Raw genomic sequence first — 20,781 nt, 5'->3', positions numbered from 1 at the left:
TAGGAGTTATCAGTTAGAAGTTAAGAGTTAGTAATGTTTCACTCATAACTCTTAACTGATAACTCCTAACTTTCTACTTGGGGGTAACTTTATCAATTACTTTGATTTTGCCATCGTCTCCGACTGTCCAAACATCGTATACACCGACGACATCGCCGTTAGCATCAACATCTACGTTGCCACTGGCTCCTTGATAGTTAATCTTTTTACCATCTTTAAGTAACTTCAGTCCCTCGCAGACATCGGTAACTTCTGTGCCCGGTCCATTAGCAACTTCACGGATTTTGCTGGCTATACCAACACCTGTATTTTCTTTAGCAGCTTGCGCTGCCAACGTCAATAAGGCAGTTGCATCCCAAGTTTGAGGAGCGTATTCCCCTGGTGCACTACCCTTTTTATCCTTCCACAGCTTGTTAAAAGCCTCTAGTGCTTTACCATCAGAACCAGGTACTGTACCGATCGCTCCAGTTAAAATATATTTACCATCATTACTTTTGCCAACTTGTTCGGGGAAAGTAGGTGATTTCACACCATCTGTAAGCAGAATCTGTACTCCCTTAGCCACACCTTGCTGATAGGCGGCTTTCAAGAACAGACTGCCAGTTTCAGCGTATAATACCGCCAGCACTGCATCTGGCTTACCAGCAAATGCAGCAGCTGCTTCTGTATCAAATGTCTGCGCTTTTGGATCGTAGCGAACAGGCTTATCTTTATTAACGATGGTTCCACCCAATTTTTCAAAAGTTTGCACAAATGCTTTTTCAAAGCCAACGCCATAGTCGTTATTAATCACGACTGTAGAAATTCGCTTGAAACCTTTTTTATTGGCAAGTTGAGCTAATGCCAGTGCTTGGTAAGTATCGGGGGGAGCAGTACGCGCCCAAAAGCCTTTAAAATCGCCTTTTTGGGCCTTTTCAGTAAAGACGGGACTGGTACTACCAGGGGAAACCAGCATGACTTTATTCGGTGTGGCAATAGAGACTGCTGCACTAGAAACACTACTGGCAAAGGAACCAACTACACCTGCCACCTTATCCAAAGTTGCCAGTTTGGTCATACCCGCAGCACCAGCTTTGGGGTCGGTTTGGTCGTCTACTTGCACCAAGGTCACTGGTTCGCCATTCACGCCACCACAAGCGTTGACTGTATCGACAAGTAAAGGGACAGAACCGCTCATCTGTTGTCCGATAGAAGCCAAGTCACCTGTTGTCGGTAGCAGGGAACCAATTTTTAGCCCTTTAGCATTGCTTGTGGTAGTTGAGTTTGCCACTGGGGTAGCAGTACTTCCATTGTTAGCTGTGCCATTGGGGGTATTGGTATCACCACAAGCCCCAACTAGGAACCCAATTGCTAGGGTAGCTATACTGAAGGTTAAGGCGGCGCTAATTTTTTTCATTAATCACTTTTACTCCTTAGATATTTAGGAGCCTAAAAATAAGATTCAAACTAGATTTGTAACTTAGCTGAATCTAAATCAAGACTCCAAAGGATAAATCATATCATCCATCTTTGGAAATAGAAGTATTAACCCTTAAATTAATATTCAATTTTGTACACAGAACATACTCCGTGTTTTAAAAACTGGAAAACGGAGAGGGAGGGATTCGAACCCTCGGTACGGAGTTGCCTGCCGTACAACAGATTAGCAATCTGCCGCTTTCGACCACTCAGCCACCTCTCCTGACTCACGAGTAATAATGTTAGCAGATTTGTTGGGGATGGTCAATAGACATCTCAGAAAATCAATTAAGACCCCTTTCCAAACCTCTCCTCGAAGCGGAGAGAGGCTTAATTTTCGTGATATTTTAGATGTAAATTTAAGGTAACTAAATCTTTTTCGGAGATGTCTAATAGTCATCTGTCATTGGTCATTAGTAACAACAACGACAAATGACTAATTGCTCAAAGGACTTGCGATCGCATCCAAGCCACGGGCAAAGTGCGTAACTTTTTCCACTGGGGAACGTAAGCCCGCCGACTGAATACATCATAATTGTTGCGTTCAATCACCTCCAAAATTTGACCGTACAGCATCGATGCTGCCCACACGGGCCAACGGGCATCTGGCGCTAAATAAGTAATTCCCTGGTCTGACGTGGTATAGAATTGGCGAGCCCGATCAATTTGAAAGCGCATCAATGCCCGCCAACGCTCATCTACTACACCTTTGAAGAAGTCTTGCTCGGTGTAGTTGAATTTTGCCAAGTCCTCAAGGGGGATGTAGATCCGCCCCCGTTTGGCATCTTCTCCCACATCCCGCAGGATGTTGGTGAGTTGATTGGCAATTCCTAAAGCGATCGCTTCTTCTGTGGGAATATATGGTTGTTTGTTCTGGCGCCACGGAGCTGTGTATATGGTGCTATCCACACCCATAACTGCTGTTGACATTAAGCCAACAGTGCCAGCAACGCGGTAACAGTAGAGGTATAACTCCTCAAAGGTTTCATAACGACTGCGATATAAGTCCATGCGCTGACCGGCAATCATATCCCGAAAGGGCTGAATGTCCATCGGAAAGCGTTGGAGGGTATCAACTAAAGCTACATCGTAATTTTCTAATGGGCGTCCCGCAAAAATCGATTCCAGCTGCTGTTCCCATAGGTCTAGGGTTTCTGGCGTGGTAATAGCAGATGCGGGTCCATCCACCAATTCATCTGTACGGCGACACCAAGCGTAAATTGACCAAATAGATTGACGTTTTACCGGACTCATTAGCAAAGTACCCAGATAAAAAGTCTTGGCATACTTTGCTGTGAGATGCCGGCAAAGTTTGTATGACTCGTCTACAGAGACCAGCGTTTTCATGCGCGGGGGGGAATCAGGCAGTTGCAGCATTCGTTGCGGGCGGTCGGGTGAGCGTTTGCAGGTTTGAGGAATTTGCTACCGGGAGAGCCTCAGAAATTGCCTGCGCTGTCAGCTTACCAGAAAGTACGGCACCTTCCATACTGCCTAAGTAGCGTTGCATGGTATAACTTCCGGCGAGATAGAAGTTGGCAATGGGCGTAACTTGTGCAGGACGGTACTGTTGACGACCAGGGGTCGCTTTGTAAACTGAACGCGGCGTTTTCACCACATGAGATTTCAGCAATGTTGCTGGATTGTCTCCCCCAAAGTGGTCGGGGAAGAGTTTTTCTAACTCGGCAATCGTTGCAGCCACAATTTCCTCATCGGATTTGGCAATCCAATCTTTTGCCGGAGCTAGAACTAATTCCAGCATCGAACGATCGGGGTTGGCGTATTCACGGCAGGTATTGCTCATATCAGCATAAACGCTTAGGAGGGGCGATCGCGAAAATAGCAAGTGATCAATTTCTGTAAGTTTCCGGTCAAACCACAGATGCAGGTTAATCACTGGTACTCCTTCCAAACCTTCTAGCTTCTTGAAAAACTCCATTTGCTTCCAAGGTTTAGGCAAAATCACCTTCAAAGGGTCAACTGAAATAGCAGATACATACATATCAGCCGTGAAAACTTCATCTTCGGCCCCATTTAACCCTCGAATCAAGTATGCTTTCACCGTGCCATCGGTGTTGAGCAAAATCTCTTTCAAGGGGGCATTCAACCGCACTTCCCCACCGCGTTCTGTGATGTAATCTACGATCGGGCTGCATAGCCGTTCTGTGGGAGAACCATCCAAAAATGCAATCTTGGAGCCATATCGTTCTTGCAGAAAACGATTCAGTGCAGTTAATAGGATCGTTGCCGAAACTTCATCAGGATTGATAAAGGTGAGCGCTTTACATGCGGCGATAAAAACGTCACTAGTTACCCGCTCGTCAACACCTTGCCTTTTCAACCACTCTAAGAAGCTGTACTTGTCCATGTCTTCAACATATTTCTGGCCCCGAACCACTGCTGGAAGTAGGCCAACTGCAAATCGAATCTTCTGCTCCCAAGTCAACATATCTTTGTTGCGAAGAATCGACGCAATTACGTTGAAGGGAGATGGAATATCTGGAACATCAAAACGTGATACTGTCCCAGGCATCTCCGGCTGATTAAAAATCAGCGTATGCTCTTTCCACTGGAGTCTGTCTTCAATGCCCAGCTCCTTGAGCAATTGAAGCATATTGGGGTATGCCCCAAAGAAGGCGTGTAAACCGGTTTCGTACCAGTCGCCGTCAGAATCTTTCCACGCCGCAACAAGACCACCCAGTACGTCCCGGCTTTCCAAGACAATGGGAGTGTGACCTGCGTCTGTGAGATATTTCGCGCAGGAAAGTCCTGCTAAACCAGCACCCGCGATCGCTACTCGCATTTAACCCTAATGCCCTTAAATATTTCTTAATGGTTTTGTCGTTCTCATTATACGTTGCAATCCGTTACATTTGGCAGTTATTGTGCGATCGCTTCCCCAAAAGACTTCTGTAAAAGGGAATTTTACCTGAGACACACCTACCAGAATAAATTGCCAATATCATTGTTGGCAATGGGTTTGCGACGTGCATTTCATCTAGATTTACCCCACTTGATGTCAAGAAACAAAAGTCATTCCTTTGAATGATAATAAGTAGTTACAAACTCTTATCTTAAAGTAGTTGATTTCTTTGGTAATCCGTGTATTTACTCTGAGGAAATGTCTGGGGCATTGGTAAAGCCTGCTAGTTGATTTCCAGGTTACTTTCCTTAGGCAAATATTTAATTAATGTAAATATAAAGACTAAATATATTTTAATTTAAGTAATTTTGCTGTTGCAGCAAGATTACAATTGTAGAAAAGGAAGAGGAACTGATTACCACACAAGTTACTAAATACATTTAAGTAGAGAAGCTGCTCGGAAATCGTGCTGCATCCCATAGTCAGTTCGGGCAAATTCTATTTGTAATATCAAACGGTCTTTATGAGTAGGAGTAATTCCTTTATGAAAACAAAGTGGATCTTCCGCAAATCCAAAACCAGCTTTGCCATAAATTTTTACTAAAGATTCAGAACCAAAATAATCGGTGATATCTTGCTCTGTCTCTCGTTTACGTAGCCAAAGATGTGATAGCTTTTTCTGATTGTGACTACCACGAACACAGACATAAGAACCGCTTTGATCATCTACATCAGTCAAATAAAAGAAAAACTTCAGAAAACGATAATCGTCTATATCGTAGTGAAATAATTGAGCAGCTTGACTTTTTTGACGATATATTGTGTAACCTGAAAAACTCCACCACATCAGATTTCCTTGATGTACTGCTTGAGTATCTAAATATTTAGCAGCTATTGCCAATAACTTTGGATCATTTTGAAGTTTTTTTATAGCAGGGCAGAGCAAAGACGTATTAAAATAACTACCAGTGAGAAAATGTTTTACTAACTTAGTTTGTGCTTGTTCCTTTTGATGATAAAAGAAACCCATATTTGTTTTTCTATTACCATAACAAACTGTTGAATGAGCAAATTCGACTATTTCTTTAACAACATCTTGGGGTAAATTAATTCCCAAATATAACCCTTCGGTTTTTAGGGTGTTAACAACGTCATCTACATTTACATCTGGAAAACAACAATTGCTTTCATTGAAAACTGGTGAATATAATTTAGCTGAACGTTTTAAGAAAAATATCATCATAGCTCGCCCAGTTTTAAATCGAGCAATTTTACGCATGAAAAGCCATCTCGGATTTTTAGTCAATCCTTTGTAATTTTCATAACAAATATTATAAAATTTTGAATAAATTCTATCTAGATAGTTATTGAATAAACTTATAGACATAAGTCTCCGGAGATTTAGATAGCAGGATGCGTTTACGGAGTGACTCCAAAGGAGTATCGCAAAAATGCTTTTGCGAAAAAACTAATCTATACTTGCGTAAGTAATACTGTGTAATATATATTTTAATTGTTAAAAACCAGTAACAATACTTACTGAGAGTATATTTACTGTTTCTTTTTACAAAGTTAGTATTTTTTAAAGAGTTAGTCAGAGGTTGAAGGGTATTGAGCATAGGGCATTGTTCAAGAAGCGGGACAAACAAAAAATTCTTCTCCTTTAGCACCTCTGCCCTCTGCCTCTTAAAAGTCCCACTCTCCATAAGGGTGTAGAATCAGGGTTTATGTCTTCTAGGTTGAACATCCCAGTAGTTTGCTACACAACCATAGGTAAAGGATTATGCCAGTATCGCAGGAGCTAAGGCGCTTTGGACATCACCTGATTCTAGGTATTTCCAGTAGTACATTAAGCGATGATGATAAACGTGCACTCAATGAATTGAGACCTATTGGGGTGATCTTTTTTGCTAAAAATTTTCTGGATGGCATCCCTTATGAGGTTTGGCTGGAGAGCTTCAAGGATTTGAACAGCCAGATACGAGAATATACTGAACGTGATTCAATGTTCATCACCCTAGATCATGAAGGAGGGCGTGTAATTCGTACACCACTGCCAATTACGCGCTTTCCTCATGCCTTGTTGCTGCGATCGCACGCCCGCGAAGTAGCAAAAGCCACAGCATTAGAACTCAAATCACTGGGAATAAATTTATCGTGGGCACCTGTAGCAGATGTTTTTTCCCATCCTAATAACCCTGTGATTGGGCCTCGCGCCTTTGGTAACACTCCCGAAACTGCTACTCAAGGTGCCTGTGACTACTACCTTGGGCTTCAAGAGTCAGGAATTTTGGGATGCGCCAAGCACTTCCCTGGACATGGAGACACCAGCAAGGACTCTCATATCGAGCTACCAATACTTAATCTGACTCTAAAAGACCTGCGACTTCGAGAACTTATACCCTTCAAAGCCCTAATCGAATTACAGATTCCTTTGATGATGACTGTCCATATCTTATTTCCCAAGATAGATGCTGATGTACCAGCAACGCTTTCTGAGGCTATCCTCAAAACCATACTTAGAGAGGAACTTGGCTTTAAGGGAGTGGTTGTATCTGACGACTTGGATATGAAAGCTATCTCAGATATGTTTACTAAGGCTGGTACTGTGGCGCGGTCATTTCATGCAGGCTGCGACTTGTTTATTGTCTCACGCAATATCAATTCATCATCTATTGAAAGAACCTATCAGATTGCTGAAGATTTCCTTGATTCCCTCAGTAAGGGCAGCTTAGACGAATCAGTAGTGGAAGCAGCCAGAGAAAGAATCGATCAACTACTGGCAGTAACACCGCAATATCCCGTCTATGCTTTGGATAAAGATATACTATTGCAACATGCACAACTAGCGATCGCTAGTTCCTATTCATGATGGGTGGTATAGGGGTCGAACCTATTTCTGCGGGTTAAAAGCCCGCTGCACAGCCGGTATGCCAACCACCCTGGTTAATTTAAATTAAGACTTACGCAAGAACTCTCTGAAACTCTTATTTCTCCGTGTCGCGCCAGTTGCTTCTCCCTTGGCGCTAGCCTCTCCCTTTGGGAGAAGGGGAGACGCTCTTGCTAGCTTGCTTAAGAGCAGGGGTACAAGTCTCTTAACCCAAGGGCACACTGGCTTCTCTGCGGACTTTGCGGTTCGATTTTCCGTTACCTGTGCGTAAGTCCTGTAAATAAAGAAATGAGCCGCTGCGATCGTATTACATTGCAAGCGTTGTAACACCAATATTAGATATAAATCCACCTGGGAGGTACTGCCCCTCCTCTCTCTGTGTTATCAGCACAGCACCTCGCTTCTCGGCTTCAGGTGGAAAAGAGGAAGATGGAGGAATCGTAGCTTGCTTCCTGTAGGGTACCCCTACAGTTGCCCATACTCTGGTTTTCAAGACCAGTTGCCATCCATTCAGCAGCATCTTCCATTCAGGGGTGCCTGACGGGACTTGAACCCGCTATGACTGGTTCCACAAACCAGCACCTCGACCACTTTGGCTTCAGACACCATCAGTGAAATCAATGGGAGTGGAATCAATGGGAATTGAACCCATAACCTCCTGCTTGCAAGGCAGGTGCTCTAGCCATTTGAGCTATGACCCCATCAAACAAGTAAAAAGTAAAAAGAAAAAAAATAATTAGATTTTGACTTTTACAGCAGAATTCAAGTATTTGAACCACATGGTAGGGGCGCAAGCCCTTGCGCCCCTACCATGTGGTCTATTTACCTGAAAATAGCTATAACTTTTAACTTTTGACTTGTTTAAGCGGGAGTGGTAGGACTTGAACCCACGCACTGAGTATGGCGTACTTAGATGCTACCGACTACATCACACCCGCAAGTTTCAGAGCGGACGGCGAGATTTGTAGCTTGCTTCCCGTTCGCGGAGCGTCCCGTTGGCGCAGCCTCTCGTAAAGAAGGGAAGGGTACTCGCACAAAGACGTTGGAAGCGTCTCATGCTGCCGTTACATCACACCTGCATTAGTCAAGCTGGTAACAGGAATTGAACCTGCAACCTACTGATTACAAGTCAGTTGCTCTGCCAATTGAGCTACACCAGCACTGTTTTTGGTGACGGGGGCAGGAATTGCACCTGCTGATGTGAGGCTTATGAGACCTCCAAGCCACTCTTGCTTCATCCCCGCAAAATCACCAATACCCCTGACTGGATTTGAACCAGCAACCTCTTCGTTCTAAGCGAAGCGCCTCTTCCGTTGGGCTACAAGGGCAAAGTCTGAGTGGCAGGGATTGAACCTGCGACCTGGAGTTCCCGAAACTCCTGCGCTACACCTAGATATTTTGGTGCTTTCGACAGGATTTGAACCTGCAAAATCTGGACTCTGATTCCAGCACTTATGCCCCGTTCCGTGAAAGCGGCATATCGGGATGGCAGGACTCGAACCTGCGACTCCATGCTCCCAAAGCATGGCTTCTCGCCACTGAATTACATCCCGTTGGTACTCCTGGTGGGAGTCGAACCCACAAACAAACAGATTTTAAGTCTGCCACCTCTTCCAATTGGGCTACAGGAGCAAGTTTTGGTACTCTTGGTGCGAATTGAACCCACAACATACCGTTTTTGAGACGGCAGCCTCTTCCAGTTAGGCTACAAGAGCAGAGTTTGGCAGCCCCACCAGGACTCGAACCTGGAATCTTCGCCTTCAAAGGGCGCTATGTTGCCAATTACACCACAGGGCTTTATTGCCAGGGCAGGGTTTGAACCTGCAACCTCATCGTTCAGAGCGATGCGACTTACCAATTCGTCCACCCGGCAATGAATGGCTGCCTCAGTAGGACTCGTAGACGCGAAGCGGCTTCCCGCAGGGTACCTACAACCGCGCGGTTAACAGCCGCTTGCTCTACCATTGAGCTATGAGGCAACGAAGCCCCCCAGGTCGGAATCGAACCGACGACCTCCTGTTTTTCAAACAGGCGCTAACTACCAACTGAGCTACCGGGGGATAAAAGAAGAGATGATGTAACGAGAGCGGAGGGAATCGAACCCTCAAGTCTTCAGTTTCGTAAACTGAGATGTTATCCAGTTACACCACACTCTCAAAACGGAGAGAGAGGGATTTGAACCCTCGGTACGGAGTCGCGTGCCGTACAACAGATTAGCAATCTGCCGCTTTCAGCCACTCAGCCACCTCTCCATAGTGGGTCGAGCAGGATTTGAACCTGCGTGCAAAAAAGAACAGTTTTACAGACTGTCGCCTTCAGCCAGACTCGGCCACCGACCCATAATCATTCCCTCGACGAGAATTGAACTCGCATCTGTGCTTTGAAAGAACACTGACTTAACCATTCGTCCACGAGGGCATAATTGACTGAATTTTAGATTTTAAATTTTAGATTTTGGATTAAAAAATTTAAAATCCAAAATTGTCTGACACAGGGACTAGGATTTGAACCTAGAACATCGGATTTGGAGTCACGAGGTGTTGCCGTTACACCATCCCTGCATTTGGTGGCAGCGACGGGATTTGCACCCGCATAAACCAGGGTATGAACCTGGGGCTTTGCTGGTTAAGCTACGCTGCGATCGCACCAGAGGCTGAGGTGAGATTTGAACTCACGATATCGGTTTTGCAGACCGACGCCTTCGCCCACTTGGCTACTCAGCCATTTGGGAGTCCGACGAGATTCGCACTCGCAATCTTCAGTTTGAGAAACTGATGGCTTAAACTATTCGCCTACAGGACTGCAACCAGGGTGACGGGATTTGTAGCTTGCTTCCCGAAGGGTACCCGCAACATTTCCGCAGACAACGGAACGCTCTAGCCAGTTGAGCTACACCCCGATTTTTTGGAATCTGTGCCTAAACTTTTAGGTTTTGAGGCACAGATTTTTGGTGAACTTGCCCATTTCTTATTTAGTTTTCAAGGTTCAGAAAAATTAGCTTTTACTGTTAGAAACTGTTAGGAAAACAACCGAAACTCTAGGTAGTAAGCCTGTTGTATATTCTGGATGTATTCAGTGGTTTGGATGAGTGCAAACTTAGAACTTTTTTCGTTTCTTGCCTTTACTTCTGATGGTTTGCAAGTAGGAGCAGCTTTGTTGACTGGGGACTCTGGTTTATTCCAACGCATGTCCTTTAGTTGTATGTAGAACATGACTTTGACTCTTGAGAAGCTTGTCCTTCCCTTCACTACATTTATACTACAAAATACTACAAAAAGTGTCAAGGGGTTTTAGAAAGTTTTTTTGAAATTGTCTAAAAAAGCTTCTGCACTTAGATTTGAACTTGCTAACCCCTCTTAAAAGTCAAACTACAGTTATGATTGGGTGAGTCTTTAAAAGCCTGACGTGACAGACAACTACCTCAAGCGACAAAAGATAATTAGTTTTGTCGCGATCGCCTCTACGATTACAGCTTGTAGTATGGCTCCAGGCACTTCCCCACAATTGGGGTTGAACAAGCCTTTAAGCAAAAGCCATACTGCACAAGTTCAAAATCATCCAGTAAAGGGCCAAATTAATGCCCAACTATCGCCATCAGCCAAAGTAGAAAACCCTACCTTTACAGTCCCAGCTAAATTTCAGGGAAAAACAGTTTATCAGGTGCATCCCAGGAACAACGAGAAGGTTATTGCTCTAAGCATTGATGATGGGCCCTGGCCAAAGACAACCTTACAAATGCTGGATATTCTGAAGCAAAATGATGTTAAAGCAACATTCTTTTGGGTAGGACAAGCCTTACAAACAAATCCCGACCTAGCCAAGCGCGAAGTAGCTGAAGGATACGCCATTGGTAACCATACTTGGCATCATTGGTATCGGCGAATGGATGAAGCCACAGCCAAAAGTGAAATTGATCGCACAGCTGACCTGATATACAAAACTACAGGAGTGAAAACTGCTCTGTTTCGTCCTCCTGGCGGCTTTTTAAACAACGGACTAGCCGCTTACGCTAAAAGCCAGAAAGATGCTGTAATTATGTGGTCGCTAACTTCAGCCGATACTGACCCTCACGCCAAACCACAAGCATTTGTAAATAATGTCTTGAAAGGCGCCAAACCAGGTTCTATTGTTTTGATGCATGATGGTGGTGGCGATCGCCGAAGAACTATAGAAGCTTTGCCACAAATCATCAGCGGACTCAAACAGCAAGGCTACCGATTTGTGACAATTCCCGAACTTCTAAAAATGGGGCAATAAAGGGTGAGAAATTCTCCTCACCCAATGATTTCCTTTATTCGCTCATCACAGAAGCACTGTTCTCTTGAGCTTCCTGCCAAAGTTTGTGCAAAAAGAACTCAGCGCGATCGCTCATAGTGGTGACAAACACACCTACGGCATCCTTTGAACTATCTGATAGCCAAGAACCTCGCAGGGTGACTTCCATATATTCGGTATCGCAGGTACAGAGGGCAATAATTCCTCTGTCATCTCTTTTTACCTCAGCCCTGAGTACTTCTACTCCTGACAAATCAATAGGAAGCAAAAAGGAAGCGGTATTGGGTTCAATGCATAAACTTTGCCCAACTCGCAGGGCTAAAATCACTCGCTGCGCTACCCATTCTTCTAGCGACAGAGTGAGACATTCTAAATCAAAACTGCTTTCAGTGTAAGTTAATTTCAGCATTCCTTATGCTCTCCTGTTATTCCAGGCTTGCTTGCATATCTATCCAAAACTGTTCAGCAAAAGAAATCGCGGGGTGCATTGGTGCTTTTGGTTTAGTACGCAGTTGCATACCAGCTTCAAACAAGGTGCGATCGCTTTTACGGGAGTTACATCTTTCACAAGCTGTGACTACGTTATCCCAAGTGTGAGAACCGCCTTTAGAACGCGGCATCACATGATCTAGCGTTAGATATTTGCTGCTGCCGCAATATTGGCAACTGTGATGGTCTCGTCGCAACACTTCCCGCCGATTCACTGGCGGAACTCTCCACATCCGCTCATTAGAAGTGATTGTCAAGCGAATGTGTTTTGGCACATCAATTACCAAACTGGGTGAGTGAACTCGCCATCCGCCTTCTGTGGTAAAACCCAGCGGTTGGGCTTTGTTGGTTACTAACAGCACAATCGCCCGCTTGATATTCACCCGACACAGTGGCAAGTAATTTTGAGAAAATACCACCACAGATTGCTCTAACACTTGCATTGCGTTCGCGCCGCGCATCGAAGATATCGTCACAGCTTAACTCCTTATAAAAAAACCCCCGCTTCAAGTTTTCGGTGAAGCGGGGGTTAGAATTGACCGGAAAATTTTCTGGTCTCATATCGGTACAGCATTTCTTTGTCTGTACCCCCCGCTTTCTTCATCTAGTTCTGGTTTTGCAATCAGTGCAATAATGCTGAGATGTCTAGAATCATAATTACCCTCTGTGATTTGCCCATGATTTCGGCTACCATCGCCCATAAATAAATACTCCACTTCCATAGCAGCTGATTCCCAACCAGCTCGGCAATTGGTAGCGCACAAAGAAGTAGAGATGGGGTAAATGGATTTCACAGAAAATTTCACCTATTGAACATTCCTTTAAACATACTACACTTGTATTACTATCCTGTCTATACCTTTAAGGAGAAAAAGTGATGCACACGATTGCTCGCACCCCAACCACCGATATGGAAGTTACCAGCATCCGCCTAGAGCGGGAACTCAAAGATAAACTCAAAGAAATAGCTGGGAATCAGGGATATCAAGCTCTGATCCGAGATATCCTTTGGAATTATGTCCAGCAAAAATCAGGTGAGTGGAAGCCTCGATTTTCGCGAACCGACATTCGAGCTAGCATCGCTGCCACAGCTCAGCAGGAAGAACGCTGTGTGTTGACAGGTCAACTAATTCAACCCCAACAACCAATGTTGTTAGGACTGACAAGGAATGGCGATATGGTTCCTCTGAGTGTTGAGAGTTTGGCTGGATAGTCTTATATTCAGACGAATGCGGCTCAGTTATTTTTACTAAGTAATTGGGCTGCATTCAAAATTTAAGTTTCCATAGGTTAGAATCTCAGTCTACAGCGATGATCACAAATGTCAGGGAAGCACTTTGTGTCTACATTCCACTTGGCTCTATAGAACATGAGAGTTTTCGGATCGGTTCTAAGTCAGATTTTTTTGAAATTCTGGCTTATTTAGATTTTATTGAGAGTCACACAGATAAAAGAGTAGCTTGGGAAGTGGAGAAAATTTTAAATAAATATTACGAAATTTTTTTGATTAATTCAGTATTTTTACTGTTAAAGTTAACGGATTCTGCTTAGATAACAGATAAATTACGGTTTATGTATACTTAAAGACAGGATATTCTCGGTCAAAGTTAGTCAATCATCTGAATATAAAGAAGATAAAACAGCCAAAAATCATCTGGATGGGGCATTTTAATATATCCTAAGTATCTGATCACCTATGTAGCAATTTACTTGATATAGCAGTAACTTGACCATCTGCCATAGAAAAGGGCTATAACAGGTGAGAGAAAGTGTTCATACAAGATTTGTCAACTATCAAGGTGTAGCAACACAACTAACGGTGAAGAATATGCCAAGAGGTTGGGTGCAAAAACAATGGGTTATTATCCGAGGGCAAGCCAGGAATGAAAAAGCCTTTATGGTCGCCGCCACAGTACGTAGATGACGTAGATCGACTACAACCTTACCAAGTCAAGCTGATGCAGCATCAGGAAGAACCTGCCCACCAGTTAGTACAAAAGATTAACCAAATCATTGCCAATAGCTCGGCGACGGCATTCATACTGCAAGATATTGCCCAATTGCTAGGAATTGTCTTTCAAGTAGATTGTTGCTGCTTGGTTTCAGTAACGGGTGAAACATCCGACGAAGCGACTGCTATTAATTGGTGTGCTGATGAGTATTTAGGGTTGCCACACCCAGAAGAGATGTTTTCAATGGAACAGTTGCTTATGCACTCGCCAGTGCTGCAATGTGCTGCTGAACCATTGACTATTGAAGACATTTCCCTGATTCACAACAGTCTGGTAATTGGTTGTCAATATTTGCCACTACCGTTAAAAGCAGTTTTGGCAATTCCTACCCGGCTTGGTGGCAATAATAATGGAGTGATTAGTCTGATTAAATTCCAACCCTATGATTGGAGTGAATCAGAAAAACAATTGCTCCAAGAAGTGGAGTCGGCTTGCGCGATCGCTTTTTCTCGCGTAGCACAAGCTCAACTAATTGCTCATCAAGAGCAGCACCTGCAAAAAAGCAATCAGTATCAAAACTTGATCAAGCAATTAACTATACTGAGTCGTAGCAACTTGGAGCTTAATCAAATGCTCCAGTTAGTTATCGCCTCGACTGCCGAATCTTTACAGGCAGATCGGGGTTTGCTTATACTACTGAAATATACAGATCCACTATTTAGGACTCAAGCTAAAAAACAAATTCCTAAAGCCAAAGCTACCGTGATCGGTAAATGGGCTAAGGAAACACAAAGTCTCCGCACTAGTAAACTAGACACCTTAGCTCAGTCTTTCTTGGTTTCAGAGTGTGGTTTGTGCCAGCGTGCCTTCATGGATTCTGGAAAAGCAGTAATCTTTGATGACTATACAGACCAAAATGATACCTCGACAGCTGCTCCATTATTTGCAGTCGAGGAATTGCCTGCGGTATTATTAGTGCCATTAGAGAGTCAAGGTAAAATCTTAGGATTTTTGGTGCTACAGCAAGCCGTTACTCGCAATTGGCAAGCAGAATTAAATCTTGTGGAAATGGTTTGTGCTCAAGTGAGTAACGCCATAATTCAGTCACAGACATTGCGCCAAGTCCAAACTTTGGTAGATGAACGGACGGCGAAACTTCAGAGTAGTCTGGAACTCCAGGCAAAATTGCATGAAAGAACCCGGCAATATGTTGAGCAACTGCGGAAACTTAACGAACTCAAAGATGAATTTTTGAGCAACATGAGCGATCGCTTGCGCTATCCCCTGACAAATATGCGGATGTCAATTCGGAACTTACGTTTGCCAGGAATAGCACCAGAGCGTCAGGTTAAATACCTGGATATCCTTGAAGAGGAATGTACAAAGGAAATCAACTTGATTGATGACTTGTTGACACTCCAGAAACTAGAGTCGCCTCACGAAGCTCCACAATTAAAAACTATAGATTTAAATACTAGAATCCAGGATATAGCAGCATCTTTTGAGAAAAAGCTCGCAGAAAAAGGATTAAAGATTTCTGTAGATTTACCACAGGAGTCGTTAAAACTGCAAACTGAACTGGAGAGTTTTGACCGCATTTTCCAAGAGTTGTTAACAAATGTCTATAAATACTCACAGCCTGATACCATCGTCCACTTGCAAGCTGCTCACCGAGTTAATCAACAAATTGATCAGGTTATCATGAAGGTGACGAATATAGGACGTGCCATCTCCGAAGAAGAAGCCACCTACATTTTTGACAAGTTCCGTCGTGGAAAAGGGCGCTGGACTCCAGGAACTGGCTTAGGACTTGCTTTAGTTAAGTCTTTAGTCCAGCATCTGAATGGGGCGATCGCTGTTGAAAGTGTCCAAATATCGGATTCTGAACAAAGCGAAATTTGCTTCACCCTGACTCTGCCCCAATTTTCTGACGAAGGCAAACCATAATTCGGAAAGTGACTAAAAAACAGAACACAACAGAGAACCCTGATTTCCAGTCTCCTAGCGATGACACCAACCTAGAAGAGGATTTACCTACTGACGCAGTTGCTTTGTCAGTTAAGGTAGAAGTTCAAATTGAAAAAATAGCAGAGCGACAGCGACAAATTAGTGCTAAAGTCCAAATTCCCCAACCAGTGGAACAAATCTGGAAGGTTCTGACAGATTATGAAGCCTTGCCTGACTTCATCCCCAACCTCGCCAAGAGTCGTTTAATTGAGCATCCCAATGGTGGTATTCGACTGGAGCAAGTAGGCTCCCAGCGCTTACTAAATTTCAACTTTTGGGCGCGGGTAGTTTTGGATCTGGAAGAGTACTTCCCTAAAGAAATTAATTTCCGGATGGTAGAGGGAGATTTTAAAGGCTTTTCTGGTAGCTGGTGCTTAGAGCCTTATTCCCTCGGTGAGGATATAGGAACAAATCTGTGCTATACAATTCAAGTTTGGCCTAAACTCACTATGCCAGTAGGAATCATTGAAAACCGCTTAAGTAAAGATTTGCAGTTAAATCTTCTGGCTATTCACCAACGTGTAGAAGAGTTAGCCAGCAAAAAACCTTGTGTCTAGTTAAATTATCATTCAGGAAAAATCCTGAATGATAGTTTTGCTTAGTAGATTTCGAGCAAAAAACACTTTTTTTTTTATTGCTTTTAAGTACCCCCAGGGGAATTCGAATCCCCGTTACCTCCGTGAAAGGGAGGTGTCCTAGGCCTCTAGACGATGGGGGCATCGGACTCAGACCTTTTATAAGGTAACGAATTTCCTTGCCGTTGTCAACAGCTTTTGCCAAAAAAAGTTTGTGACAGCTAAACTAGGTGGAGGCAAAAACTTGCAGAAGATACAAAGATATGGAGACACAAAAAGAATTCCGCAGACACTTCTGTGATCAGCGGCAGGATGCATCAGCGTCCAAGGCTCGGAATTTGGAGGATATACAGATTGCAAAAATGCTAAATTCAGGAAAGGACAAAGGGTATGATGTTGTACCCTGTAGAGTTAATGTCTACGATTTTTTACCAAAGATTTTGAAATAAATCGCTCAAAATCTACAACATGGAAGCATCTTTTGAAATTACCCTACAGATGGCGATCGCTGTCCTTGCAGGCATTAGCGCTCAGGTGCTGGCTGCATACTTTCGCATACCCAGTATCGTCTTGTTATTGCTGTTGGGTATCCTCTTTGGCTCTGATGGCATAGGGCTGTTGCATCCCTATTTGCTAGGTACTGGACTGGAAGTTATTGTCGCTCTAGCAACGGCAATAATTTTGTTTGAAGGCGGACTTAACTTGGATCTGCGAGAGTTAGGTAGAGTTTCAGTCAGCTTACAATTGCTCGTCACTCTCGGAACGCTGCTCACATTGCTTGGTGGGAGTATGGCTGCTCACTGGCTGGGTGAATTTCCCTGGAACATAGCTTTTCTCTATGCTTCCATAGTCGTGGTTACAGGCCCAACCGTCGTTGGCCCTTTGCTCAAACAAATCAATGTAGATCGGCAAGTGGCAACACTTTTGGAAGGAGAAGGGGTTTTAATTGACCCTGTAGGGGCTATCCTCGCCTTCGTTGTCCTCGATACCATTTTGAACGGCGATGCTGGCCCGATCAATGCAATTGTCGGTTTACTGATGCGCCTGGGCGTTGGTGCGGCGATTGGGGGTGCTGGCGGTTATTTGATGAGTTTGATTTTCAAACGCGCCAGTTTTCTGTCATTCGAGTTAAAAAACTTAGTGGTGTTGGCGATACTTTGGAGCCTGTTTACCTTATCGCAAATTATCCGCAGTGAATCGGGAGTAATGACAACAGTAGTTGCAGGAGCAGTATTTGCTAACTCCTCAGTCCCAGAAGAACGTCTGTTACGGAGCTTCAAGGGTCAGCTGACAATTCTCAGCGTCTCGGTGCTATTTATCTTATTAGCTGCTGACTTATCCATTGCTAGTGTGTTTGCTTTGGGTTGGGGTAGTTTATTCACTGTTTTGGTATTAATGTTTGTTGTTCGCCCGATTAATATCCTCTTGTGTACCTGGAACAGTGACCTAAACTGGCGACAGAAACTGTTTTTAAGCTGGGTTGCTCCTAGAGGAATTGTTGCCGCCTCCGTAGCTTCTTTTTTTGCAATTTCCCTAACCCAGCGCGGCATTAACGGCGGTGATTCCATCAAAGCTCTAGTCTTCCTGACAATTATCATGACTGTTGTCTGTCAAGGGCTAACAGCTGGCTGGATTGCTAAATGGCTGCAAATCACCTCCAAAGACATAACTGGGGCAGTGATTGTGGGTTGTAATCCCTTGAGTCTTTTGATTGCCCGGTTCTTTCAAGAACGGGGAGAAAACGTAGTCATGATTGATACTGACCCGCAATGTCTTGTCCAAGCTGAGGCACAAAATCTCCGCGTGATTGCTAGCAGTGCGCTGGATGCTGCTGTTTTGGAAGAGGCAGGACTTGCCTCTATGGGTACTTTTTTAGCTATGACAAGTAATGGTGAGGTTAATTTTGTTTTGGCTCAAAGGGCAGCTGAGGAGTTTAAGCCACCGCGTGTCTTAGCTGTTTTCCCGCGTGATCCACAAGCTAGTACCTCGGTTAGTAATAAAGTTAATCAAGCTTTTATTCCAGACTTAGCAATTAAAACTTGGAATGAATATCTGAATGATGGGCGAGTCAAGCTGGGAACAACCACGCTGAATGAGTCAGAATTTTCTACTCAATGCGATCACATCCAAGAAAAGATTCGGACTGGGGTGTTAATACCGCTATTAGTAGAACGAGAAGAACGCTTACAAGTAATGCCAGCTAACCAAGAGTGGGAAGTTGGCGATCAGATTATTTACCTGTTACATGACCCCAGACCTAGCCTTTTAAAACGCTTATCTGGTGCTACCCAATCCACTCCCCTTGCTCTAGAAAAGTTACCAGAGGTTGAAGACCTATCCCTGGCTCAATTATCTCAATTTTCCGCTAGTGAGGCTCCTGGGGGATGAGGGGATGGAGGGCAGAGGGGGCATCGGGGCATGGGAAGCAAGGGAAGAATTTCTAACTCTTGACTTTTTATTAGCTTTGGGAAGAAACAAATTCGCCTTCTGGTGGTTGTTGCAAATTAGCAATTTCTGGTCTTGGCGCTTCTTGATACATTTGCCATTCTTGCCAGAGTAAAGCAGATAGATGAACTATGGCAAGAATTAGCGTCGTCATCGAAATTAGATAACTGTGTATTGTGTAAAGGTGTTCGACAGTAACTGTATTAATCGCTCCACCCCCAGTCAAGATGTCGCGTAGTTGTCCACCAACGAAAGGAATAGCTTCGATAGTTCCCAACTCAATGTTAAAACGCCAGTATCCTTCTTGAGTCCAATCTAAGATCATCGCTGTCCAGTCCAGCCCGATCGCACTTAAGGTCAACAAAATCCCGCTAATCCAAGCAGCCAGCCAACTCTTGCGAAATTGCCGACTTAAAAACATCACCACAATTTGAATTAGAGCGATCGCAATTACTGCATTACCAGCAATATCATGCGCTCTCCGAAACAACCAGCCATATGGCAGTTGTGTATTAATCATCTTCAAGGAGTTATAAGCTCCACCTGCTGTCGGTTGATAGTAAAAAGACAGCAAAACTCCGGTAGACACATAAATTAAGCACAAAGTCACAATTACGACCGATAATATCGTCGCTACTCGTCGCAACATCCTATCGAACTGGGTGCTTTGCATGGCTCACCCCTCCTGTTCTTAGCTAGGTATTTATTCTTGTTACGATTGTAGCTAAGAAATATTAATAAATGTTGCATTTCTTAGAAAAAGATCAAGTTTTTTAAATTAAATATTGTACCCAAGCTTTTAAGGGTTCTGCTGAACCATACCAAATCCCAGGACTTCTCGGAGAATGCCTCACACCTTCAATCACCAGATTTTCTGCCCCTTCTAGGTGAGCAGCTTCGATAGGCGTGATTCCATCTCCCCAAGTGTTACCTTTGCCACAGGTTAATTGGTAACTACTGTAAGCTAACCAGCTACCAGGCCGCCTTTCTCCAAAGATAGTTTTGCCAGCCACACAAACGTAACGAACATTTTTGTAAAAAGCTCCTGGATAGTTATTGGTGACAAAATCTAAATTGGAGCGTGTCCAGCGTTCTTGGCTAATGTGGGGTGTACCCAAGGTGATGAAAGTAGCAACTAGAGGATGCGCTTCCCAAAGGGATGGTTTGACATTACCGCGTGCTAAATAGGGTTTTTCTCCCATGTAAATGCGGGATATCCAACCTCCGGCTGAGTGACCAATCAAGTTAATTTGAGTAGCATTATGTTGCTGCAATGTATGCTTGATCGTCAGATCGAGTTGTTGCAGAATCGGCGTTATTGGTCTTCCTCCAATAGTGGGTAGCCAGTCACGGCGTCGCAGTGGGACTGTAACTGTGGGAAAATCTAACTGTTGTAGGGCTTGTTCTAGTTGGCGGTAAGCGATCGCGCTTTCTAGATATCCAGGCAAAATAACTGTCGGTAAAGGCATTTTAAATTTTGGATGCAATTATTCAGGGCTTGAACTTTTTTGACGAAGAAGTAGTCATGATTCAGGAGCTAGAATTGCGAGCGCATGACAGACTCCTTCTAAAAAAACCCAAATAGCTTTGGTGGGGTTTAGGACTAGAATCTCAGTAAAATTGTACAATTTGCAACAGTTTTAGGGGCTGCTGATGTGGTAGTATTTTTACATAGGGACTTGTCTCGGACAAGCAGGTGTGCCATCTATTACAGAAGCGTAGTTGACTGAAAAACAGTAGAAAAAACAAGGCAACTTCAGCAGATGTTGTGATCAGCTCACACTTGTGTGTTCACTTAAGCTTTAATAAATATCCGAGATATTAATTTTA

General features: G+C 43.9%; 18 protein-coding genes and 25 tRNA genes. 8 read left to right on the top strand and 35 right to left on the bottom strand.

What is annotated here, in order from left to right; genetic code table 11:
• Positions 1 to 73 precede the first annotated feature (73 nt).
• From V7K48_RS08245 to V7K48_RS08225, 5 genes are all read right to left on the bottom strand, one after another.
• Positions 74 to 1,396 carry an ABC transporter substrate-binding protein gene (locus tag V7K48_RS08245; protein WP_335071289.1) on the bottom strand — a complete coding sequence of 441 codons (1,323 nt, stop codon included), beginning with the start codon at positions 1,394 to 1,396 and terminating at the stop codon, positions 74 to 76.
• 193 nt (positions 1,397 to 1,589) lie between these two features.
• Positions 1,590 to 1,681, bottom strand: a tRNA-Ser gene (locus V7K48_RS08240).
• A 221-nt stretch (positions 1,682 to 1,902) separates the two neighbouring features.
• Complete coding sequence (gene crtB, locus V7K48_RS08235; RefSeq protein WP_335071287.1) at positions 1,903 to 2,835, bottom strand: 15-cis-phytoene synthase CrtB; 933 nt, start codon at positions 2,833 to 2,835, stop codon at positions 1,903 to 1,905.
• On the bottom strand, positions 2,819 to 4,258 hold the full coding sequence (gene pds / locus V7K48_RS08230) for a 15-cis-phytoene desaturase (protein ID WP_335071284.1): 1,440 nt from the start codon (positions 4,256 to 4,258) through the stop codon (positions 2,819 to 2,821). Before pds ends, crtB begins: the two co-directional genes overlap by 17 nt.
• Before the next feature lie 490 nt (positions 4,259 to 4,748).
• On the bottom strand, positions 4,749 to 5,705 hold the full coding sequence (locus V7K48_RS08225) for a hypothetical protein (protein ID WP_335071282.1): 957 nt from the start codon (positions 5,703 to 5,705) through the stop codon (positions 4,749 to 4,751).
• Positions 5,706 to 6,101: 396 nt separating this feature from the next.
• On the opposite strand from V7K48_RS08225, the gene V7K48_RS08220 reads away from it, so the two are divergent.
• Complete coding sequence (locus V7K48_RS08220) at positions 6,102 to 7,190, top strand: glycoside hydrolase family 3 protein (protein ID WP_335071280.1); 1,089 nt, start codon at positions 6,102 to 6,104, stop codon at positions 7,188 to 7,190.
• Here V7K48_RS08220 and V7K48_RS08215 read toward each other — a convergent pair.
• From V7K48_RS08215 to V7K48_RS08100, 24 genes are all read right to left on the bottom strand, one after another.
• Positions 7,191 to 7,261, bottom strand: a tRNA-Lys gene (locus V7K48_RS08215).
• A 479-nt stretch (positions 7,262 to 7,740) separates the two neighbouring features.
• Positions 7,741 to 7,814, bottom strand: a tRNA-His gene (locus tag V7K48_RS08210).
• 21 nt (positions 7,815 to 7,835) lie between these two features.
• Positions 7,836 to 7,909, bottom strand: a tRNA-Ala gene (locus V7K48_RS08205).
• Between the two features lie 163 nt (positions 7,910 to 8,072).
• Positions 8,073 to 8,146 (bottom strand) — tRNA-Gly (locus tag V7K48_RS08200).
• Positions 8,147 to 8,295: 149 nt separating this feature from the next.
• A tRNA-Thr gene (locus tag V7K48_RS08195) sits at positions 8,296 to 8,368 on the bottom strand.
• A gap of 95 nt (positions 8,369 to 8,463) precedes the next feature.
• Positions 8,464 to 8,536: transfer RNA gene (locus V7K48_RS08190), tRNA-Leu, on the bottom strand.
• A 71-nt stretch (positions 8,537 to 8,607) separates the two neighbouring features.
• A tRNA-Leu gene (locus V7K48_RS08185) sits at positions 8,608 to 8,682 on the bottom strand.
• A gap of 6 nt (positions 8,683 to 8,688) precedes the next feature.
• A tRNA-Pro gene (locus tag V7K48_RS08180) sits at positions 8,689 to 8,761 on the bottom strand.
• 1 nt (position 8,762) lies between these two features.
• Positions 8,763 to 8,840, bottom strand: a tRNA-Leu gene (locus V7K48_RS08175).
• 6 nt (positions 8,841 to 8,846) lie between these two features.
• A tRNA-Leu gene (locus V7K48_RS08170) sits at positions 8,847 to 8,923 on the bottom strand.
• A 6-nt stretch (positions 8,924 to 8,929) separates the two neighbouring features.
• Positions 8,930 to 9,005: transfer RNA gene (locus V7K48_RS08165), tRNA-Gln, on the bottom strand.
• A 3-nt stretch (positions 9,006 to 9,008) separates the two neighbouring features.
• A tRNA-Gln gene (locus V7K48_RS08160) sits at positions 9,009 to 9,081 on the bottom strand.
• Between the two features lie 5 nt (positions 9,082 to 9,086).
• Positions 9,087 to 9,187 (bottom strand) — tRNA-Asn (locus tag V7K48_RS08155).
• 6 nt (positions 9,188 to 9,193) lie between these two features.
• Positions 9,194 to 9,268, bottom strand: a tRNA-Phe gene (locus V7K48_RS08150).
• 21 nt (positions 9,269 to 9,289) lie between these two features.
• A tRNA-Arg gene (locus tag V7K48_RS08145) sits at positions 9,290 to 9,364 on the bottom strand.
• Between the two features lie 4 nt (positions 9,365 to 9,368).
• Positions 9,369 to 9,460, bottom strand: a tRNA-Ser gene (locus tag V7K48_RS08140).
• Between the two features lie 4 nt (positions 9,461 to 9,464).
• Positions 9,465 to 9,547, bottom strand: a tRNA-Tyr gene (locus tag V7K48_RS08135).
• 7 nt (positions 9,548 to 9,554) lie between these two features.
• Positions 9,555 to 9,625: transfer RNA gene (locus tag V7K48_RS08130), tRNA-Glu, on the bottom strand.
• Positions 9,626 to 9,697: 72 nt separating this feature from the next.
• Positions 9,698 to 9,769 (bottom strand) — tRNA-Trp (locus V7K48_RS08125).
• 3 nt (positions 9,770 to 9,772) lie between these two features.
• A tRNA-Met gene (locus tag V7K48_RS08120) sits at positions 9,773 to 9,848 on the bottom strand.
• Between the two features lie 10 nt (positions 9,849 to 9,858).
• Positions 9,859 to 9,931, bottom strand: a tRNA-Cys gene (locus V7K48_RS08115).
• A 3-nt stretch (positions 9,932 to 9,934) separates the two neighbouring features.
• A tRNA-Glu gene (locus tag V7K48_RS08110) sits at positions 9,935 to 10,010 on the bottom strand.
• 4 nt (positions 10,011 to 10,014) lie between these two features.
• Positions 10,015 to 10,107, bottom strand: a tRNA-Asp gene (locus V7K48_RS08105).
• A gap of 118 nt (positions 10,108 to 10,225) precedes the next feature.
• Positions 10,226 to 10,420, bottom strand: coding sequence for a hypothetical protein (locus tag V7K48_RS08100; protein WP_335071278.1), 195 nt, complete (start codon positions 10,418 to 10,420; stop codon positions 10,226 to 10,228).
• Positions 10,421 to 10,613: 193 nt separating this feature from the next.
• Here V7K48_RS08100 and V7K48_RS08095 point away from each other — a divergent pair, with 193 nt between their 5' ends.
• Entirely contained in the window at positions 10,614 to 11,465 is an 852-nt protein-coding gene (locus V7K48_RS08095) for a polysaccharide deacetylase family protein (protein WP_335071276.1), read from the top strand.
• A 34-nt stretch (positions 11,466 to 11,499) separates the two neighbouring features.
• Here V7K48_RS08095 and V7K48_RS08090 read toward each other — a convergent pair whose 3' ends face one another.
• The 3 genes from V7K48_RS08090 to V7K48_RS08080 form a co-directional block, all read right to left on the bottom strand.
• Positions 11,500 to 11,892: an alr0857 family protein gene (locus V7K48_RS08090; protein WP_335071274.1), complete on the bottom strand. Its 393-nt coding sequence runs from the start codon at positions 11,890 to 11,892 to the stop codon at positions 11,500 to 11,502.
• Positions 11,893 to 11,908: 16 nt separating this feature from the next.
• Positions 11,909 to 12,415: an HNH endonuclease gene (locus V7K48_RS08085; protein WP_335071368.1), complete on the bottom strand. Its 507-nt coding sequence runs from the start codon at positions 12,413 to 12,415 to the stop codon at positions 11,909 to 11,911.
• A gap of 114 nt (positions 12,416 to 12,529) precedes the next feature.
• Positions 12,530 to 12,778: a hypothetical protein gene (locus V7K48_RS08080; protein ID WP_335071272.1), complete on the bottom strand. Its 249-nt coding sequence runs from the start codon at positions 12,776 to 12,778 to the stop codon at positions 12,530 to 12,532.
• Positions 12,779 to 12,849: 71 nt separating this feature from the next.
• Here V7K48_RS08080 and V7K48_RS08075 point away from each other — a divergent pair, with 71 nt between their 5' ends.
• The 5 genes from V7K48_RS08075 (at position 12,850) to V7K48_RS08055 (ending at position 16,488) form a co-directional block, all read left to right on the top strand.
• Positions 12,850 to 13,185 carry a hypothetical protein gene (locus tag V7K48_RS08075; RefSeq protein ID WP_273765967.1) on the top strand — a complete coding sequence of 112 codons (336 nt, stop codon included), beginning with the start codon at positions 12,850 to 12,852 and terminating at the stop codon, positions 13,183 to 13,185.
• A 98-nt stretch (positions 13,186 to 13,283) separates the two neighbouring features.
• Complete coding sequence (locus tag V7K48_RS08070; RefSeq protein ID WP_335071269.1) at positions 13,284 to 13,523, top strand: hypothetical protein; 240 nt, start codon at positions 13,284 to 13,286, stop codon at positions 13,521 to 13,523.
• 208 nt (positions 13,524 to 13,731) lie between these two features.
• Positions 13,732 to 13,896 carry a hypothetical protein gene (locus tag V7K48_RS08065; RefSeq protein WP_334968520.1) on the top strand — a complete coding sequence of 55 codons (165 nt, stop codon included), beginning with the start codon at positions 13,732 to 13,734 and terminating at the stop codon, positions 13,894 to 13,896.
• Positions 13,856 to 15,871: a GAF domain-containing sensor histidine kinase gene (locus V7K48_RS08060; protein WP_335071267.1), complete on the top strand. Its 2,016-nt coding sequence runs from the start codon at positions 13,856 to 13,858 to the stop codon at positions 15,869 to 15,871. Before V7K48_RS08065 ends, V7K48_RS08060 begins: the two co-directional genes overlap by 41 nt.
• Before the next feature lie 8 nt (positions 15,872 to 15,879).
• Complete coding sequence (locus V7K48_RS08055; protein WP_335071265.1) at positions 15,880 to 16,488, top strand: SRPBCC family protein; 609 nt, start codon at positions 15,880 to 15,882, stop codon at positions 16,486 to 16,488.
• Positions 16,489 to 16,576: 88 nt separating this feature from the next.
• On the opposite strand, the gene V7K48_RS08050 is transcribed toward V7K48_RS08055, so the two are convergent.
• Positions 16,577 to 16,649 (bottom strand) — tRNA-Glu (locus V7K48_RS08050).
• A gap of 325 nt (positions 16,650 to 16,974) precedes the next feature.
• On the opposite strand from V7K48_RS08050, the gene V7K48_RS08045 reads away from it, so the two are divergent.
• Positions 16,975 to 18,894 (top strand): cation:proton antiporter, encoded by a 1,920-nt coding sequence (locus V7K48_RS08045; RefSeq protein ID WP_335071263.1) that lies wholly within the window; start codon positions 16,975 to 16,977, stop codon positions 18,892 to 18,894.
• Between the two features lie 70 nt (positions 18,895 to 18,964).
• Here V7K48_RS08045 and V7K48_RS08040 read toward each other — a convergent pair whose 3' ends face one another.
• The gene (locus V7K48_RS08040) at positions 18,965 to 19,624 is read right to left on the bottom strand and encodes a cytochrome b N-terminal domain-containing protein (protein ID WP_335071261.1); all 660 of its coding nucleotides are present in this window, start codon (positions 19,622 to 19,624) and stop codon (positions 18,965 to 18,967) included.
• Positions 19,625 to 19,724: 100 nt separating this feature from the next.
• Entirely contained in the window at positions 19,725 to 20,420 is a 696-nt protein-coding gene (locus V7K48_RS08035) for an esterase/lipase family protein (RefSeq protein ID WP_335071259.1), read from the bottom strand.
• Positions 20,421 to 20,781 lie beyond the last annotated feature (361 nt).

The organism is Nostoc sp., from assembly GCF_036919615.1.
Classification (GTDB): Bacteria; Cyanobacteriota; Cyanobacteriia; order Cyanobacteriales; family Nostocaceae; genus Nostoc.
The sequence above is the reverse complement of the archived record's forward strand: the minus strand, read 5'-3'. Positions and strand labels throughout refer to the sequence as shown.

Bases quoted from the DNA above. Each gene is read 5' to 3' on its own strand.
- V7K48_RS08245 (WP_335071289.1), bottom strand. From the start codon at position 1,396: ATGAAAAAAATTAGCGCCGCCTTAACCTTCAGTATAGCTACCCTAGCA.
- crtB (WP_335071287.1), bottom strand. From the start codon at position 2,835: ATGCTGCAACTGCCTGATTCCCCCCCGCGCATGAAAACGCTGGTCTCT.
- pds (WP_335071284.1), bottom strand. From the start codon at position 4,258: ATGCGAGTAGCGATCGCGGGTGCTGGTTTAGCAGGACTTTCCTGCGCG.
- V7K48_RS08225 (WP_335071282.1), bottom strand. From the start codon at position 5,705: ATGTCTATAAGTTTATTCAATAACTATCTAGATAGAATTTATTCAAAA.
- V7K48_RS08220 (WP_335071280.1), top strand. From the start codon at position 6,102: ATGCCAGTATCGCAGGAGCTAAGGCGCTTTGGACATCACCTGATTCTA.
- V7K48_RS08100 (WP_335071278.1), bottom strand. From the start codon at position 10,420: ATGTTCTACATACAACTAAAGGACATGCGTTGGAATAAACCAGAGTCC.
- V7K48_RS08090 (WP_335071274.1), bottom strand. From the start codon at position 11,892: ATGCTGAAATTAACTTACACTGAAAGCAGTTTTGATTTAGAATGTCTC.
- V7K48_RS08085 (WP_335071368.1), bottom strand. From the start codon at position 12,415: ATGCAAGTGTTAGAGCAATCTGTGGTGGTATTTTCTCAAAATTACTTG.
- V7K48_RS08075 (WP_273765967.1), top strand. From the start codon at position 12,850: ATGCACACGATTGCTCGCACCCCAACCACCGATATGGAAGTTACCAGC.
- V7K48_RS08070 (WP_335071269.1), top strand. From the start codon at position 13,284: ATGATCACAAATGTCAGGGAAGCACTTTGTGTCTACATTCCACTTGGC.
- V7K48_RS08060 (WP_335071267.1), top strand. From the start codon at position 13,856: ATGAAAAAGCCTTTATGGTCGCCGCCACAGTACGTAGATGACGTAGAT.
- V7K48_RS08045 (WP_335071263.1), top strand. From the start codon at position 16,975: ATGGAAGCATCTTTTGAAATTACCCTACAGATGGCGATCGCTGTCCTT.
- V7K48_RS08040 (WP_335071261.1), bottom strand. From the start codon at position 19,624: ATGCAAAGCACCCAGTTCGATAGGATGTTGCGACGAGTAGCGACGATA.
- V7K48_RS08035 (WP_335071259.1), bottom strand. From the start codon at position 20,420: ATGCCTTTACCGACAGTTATTTTGCCTGGATATCTAGAAAGCGCGATC.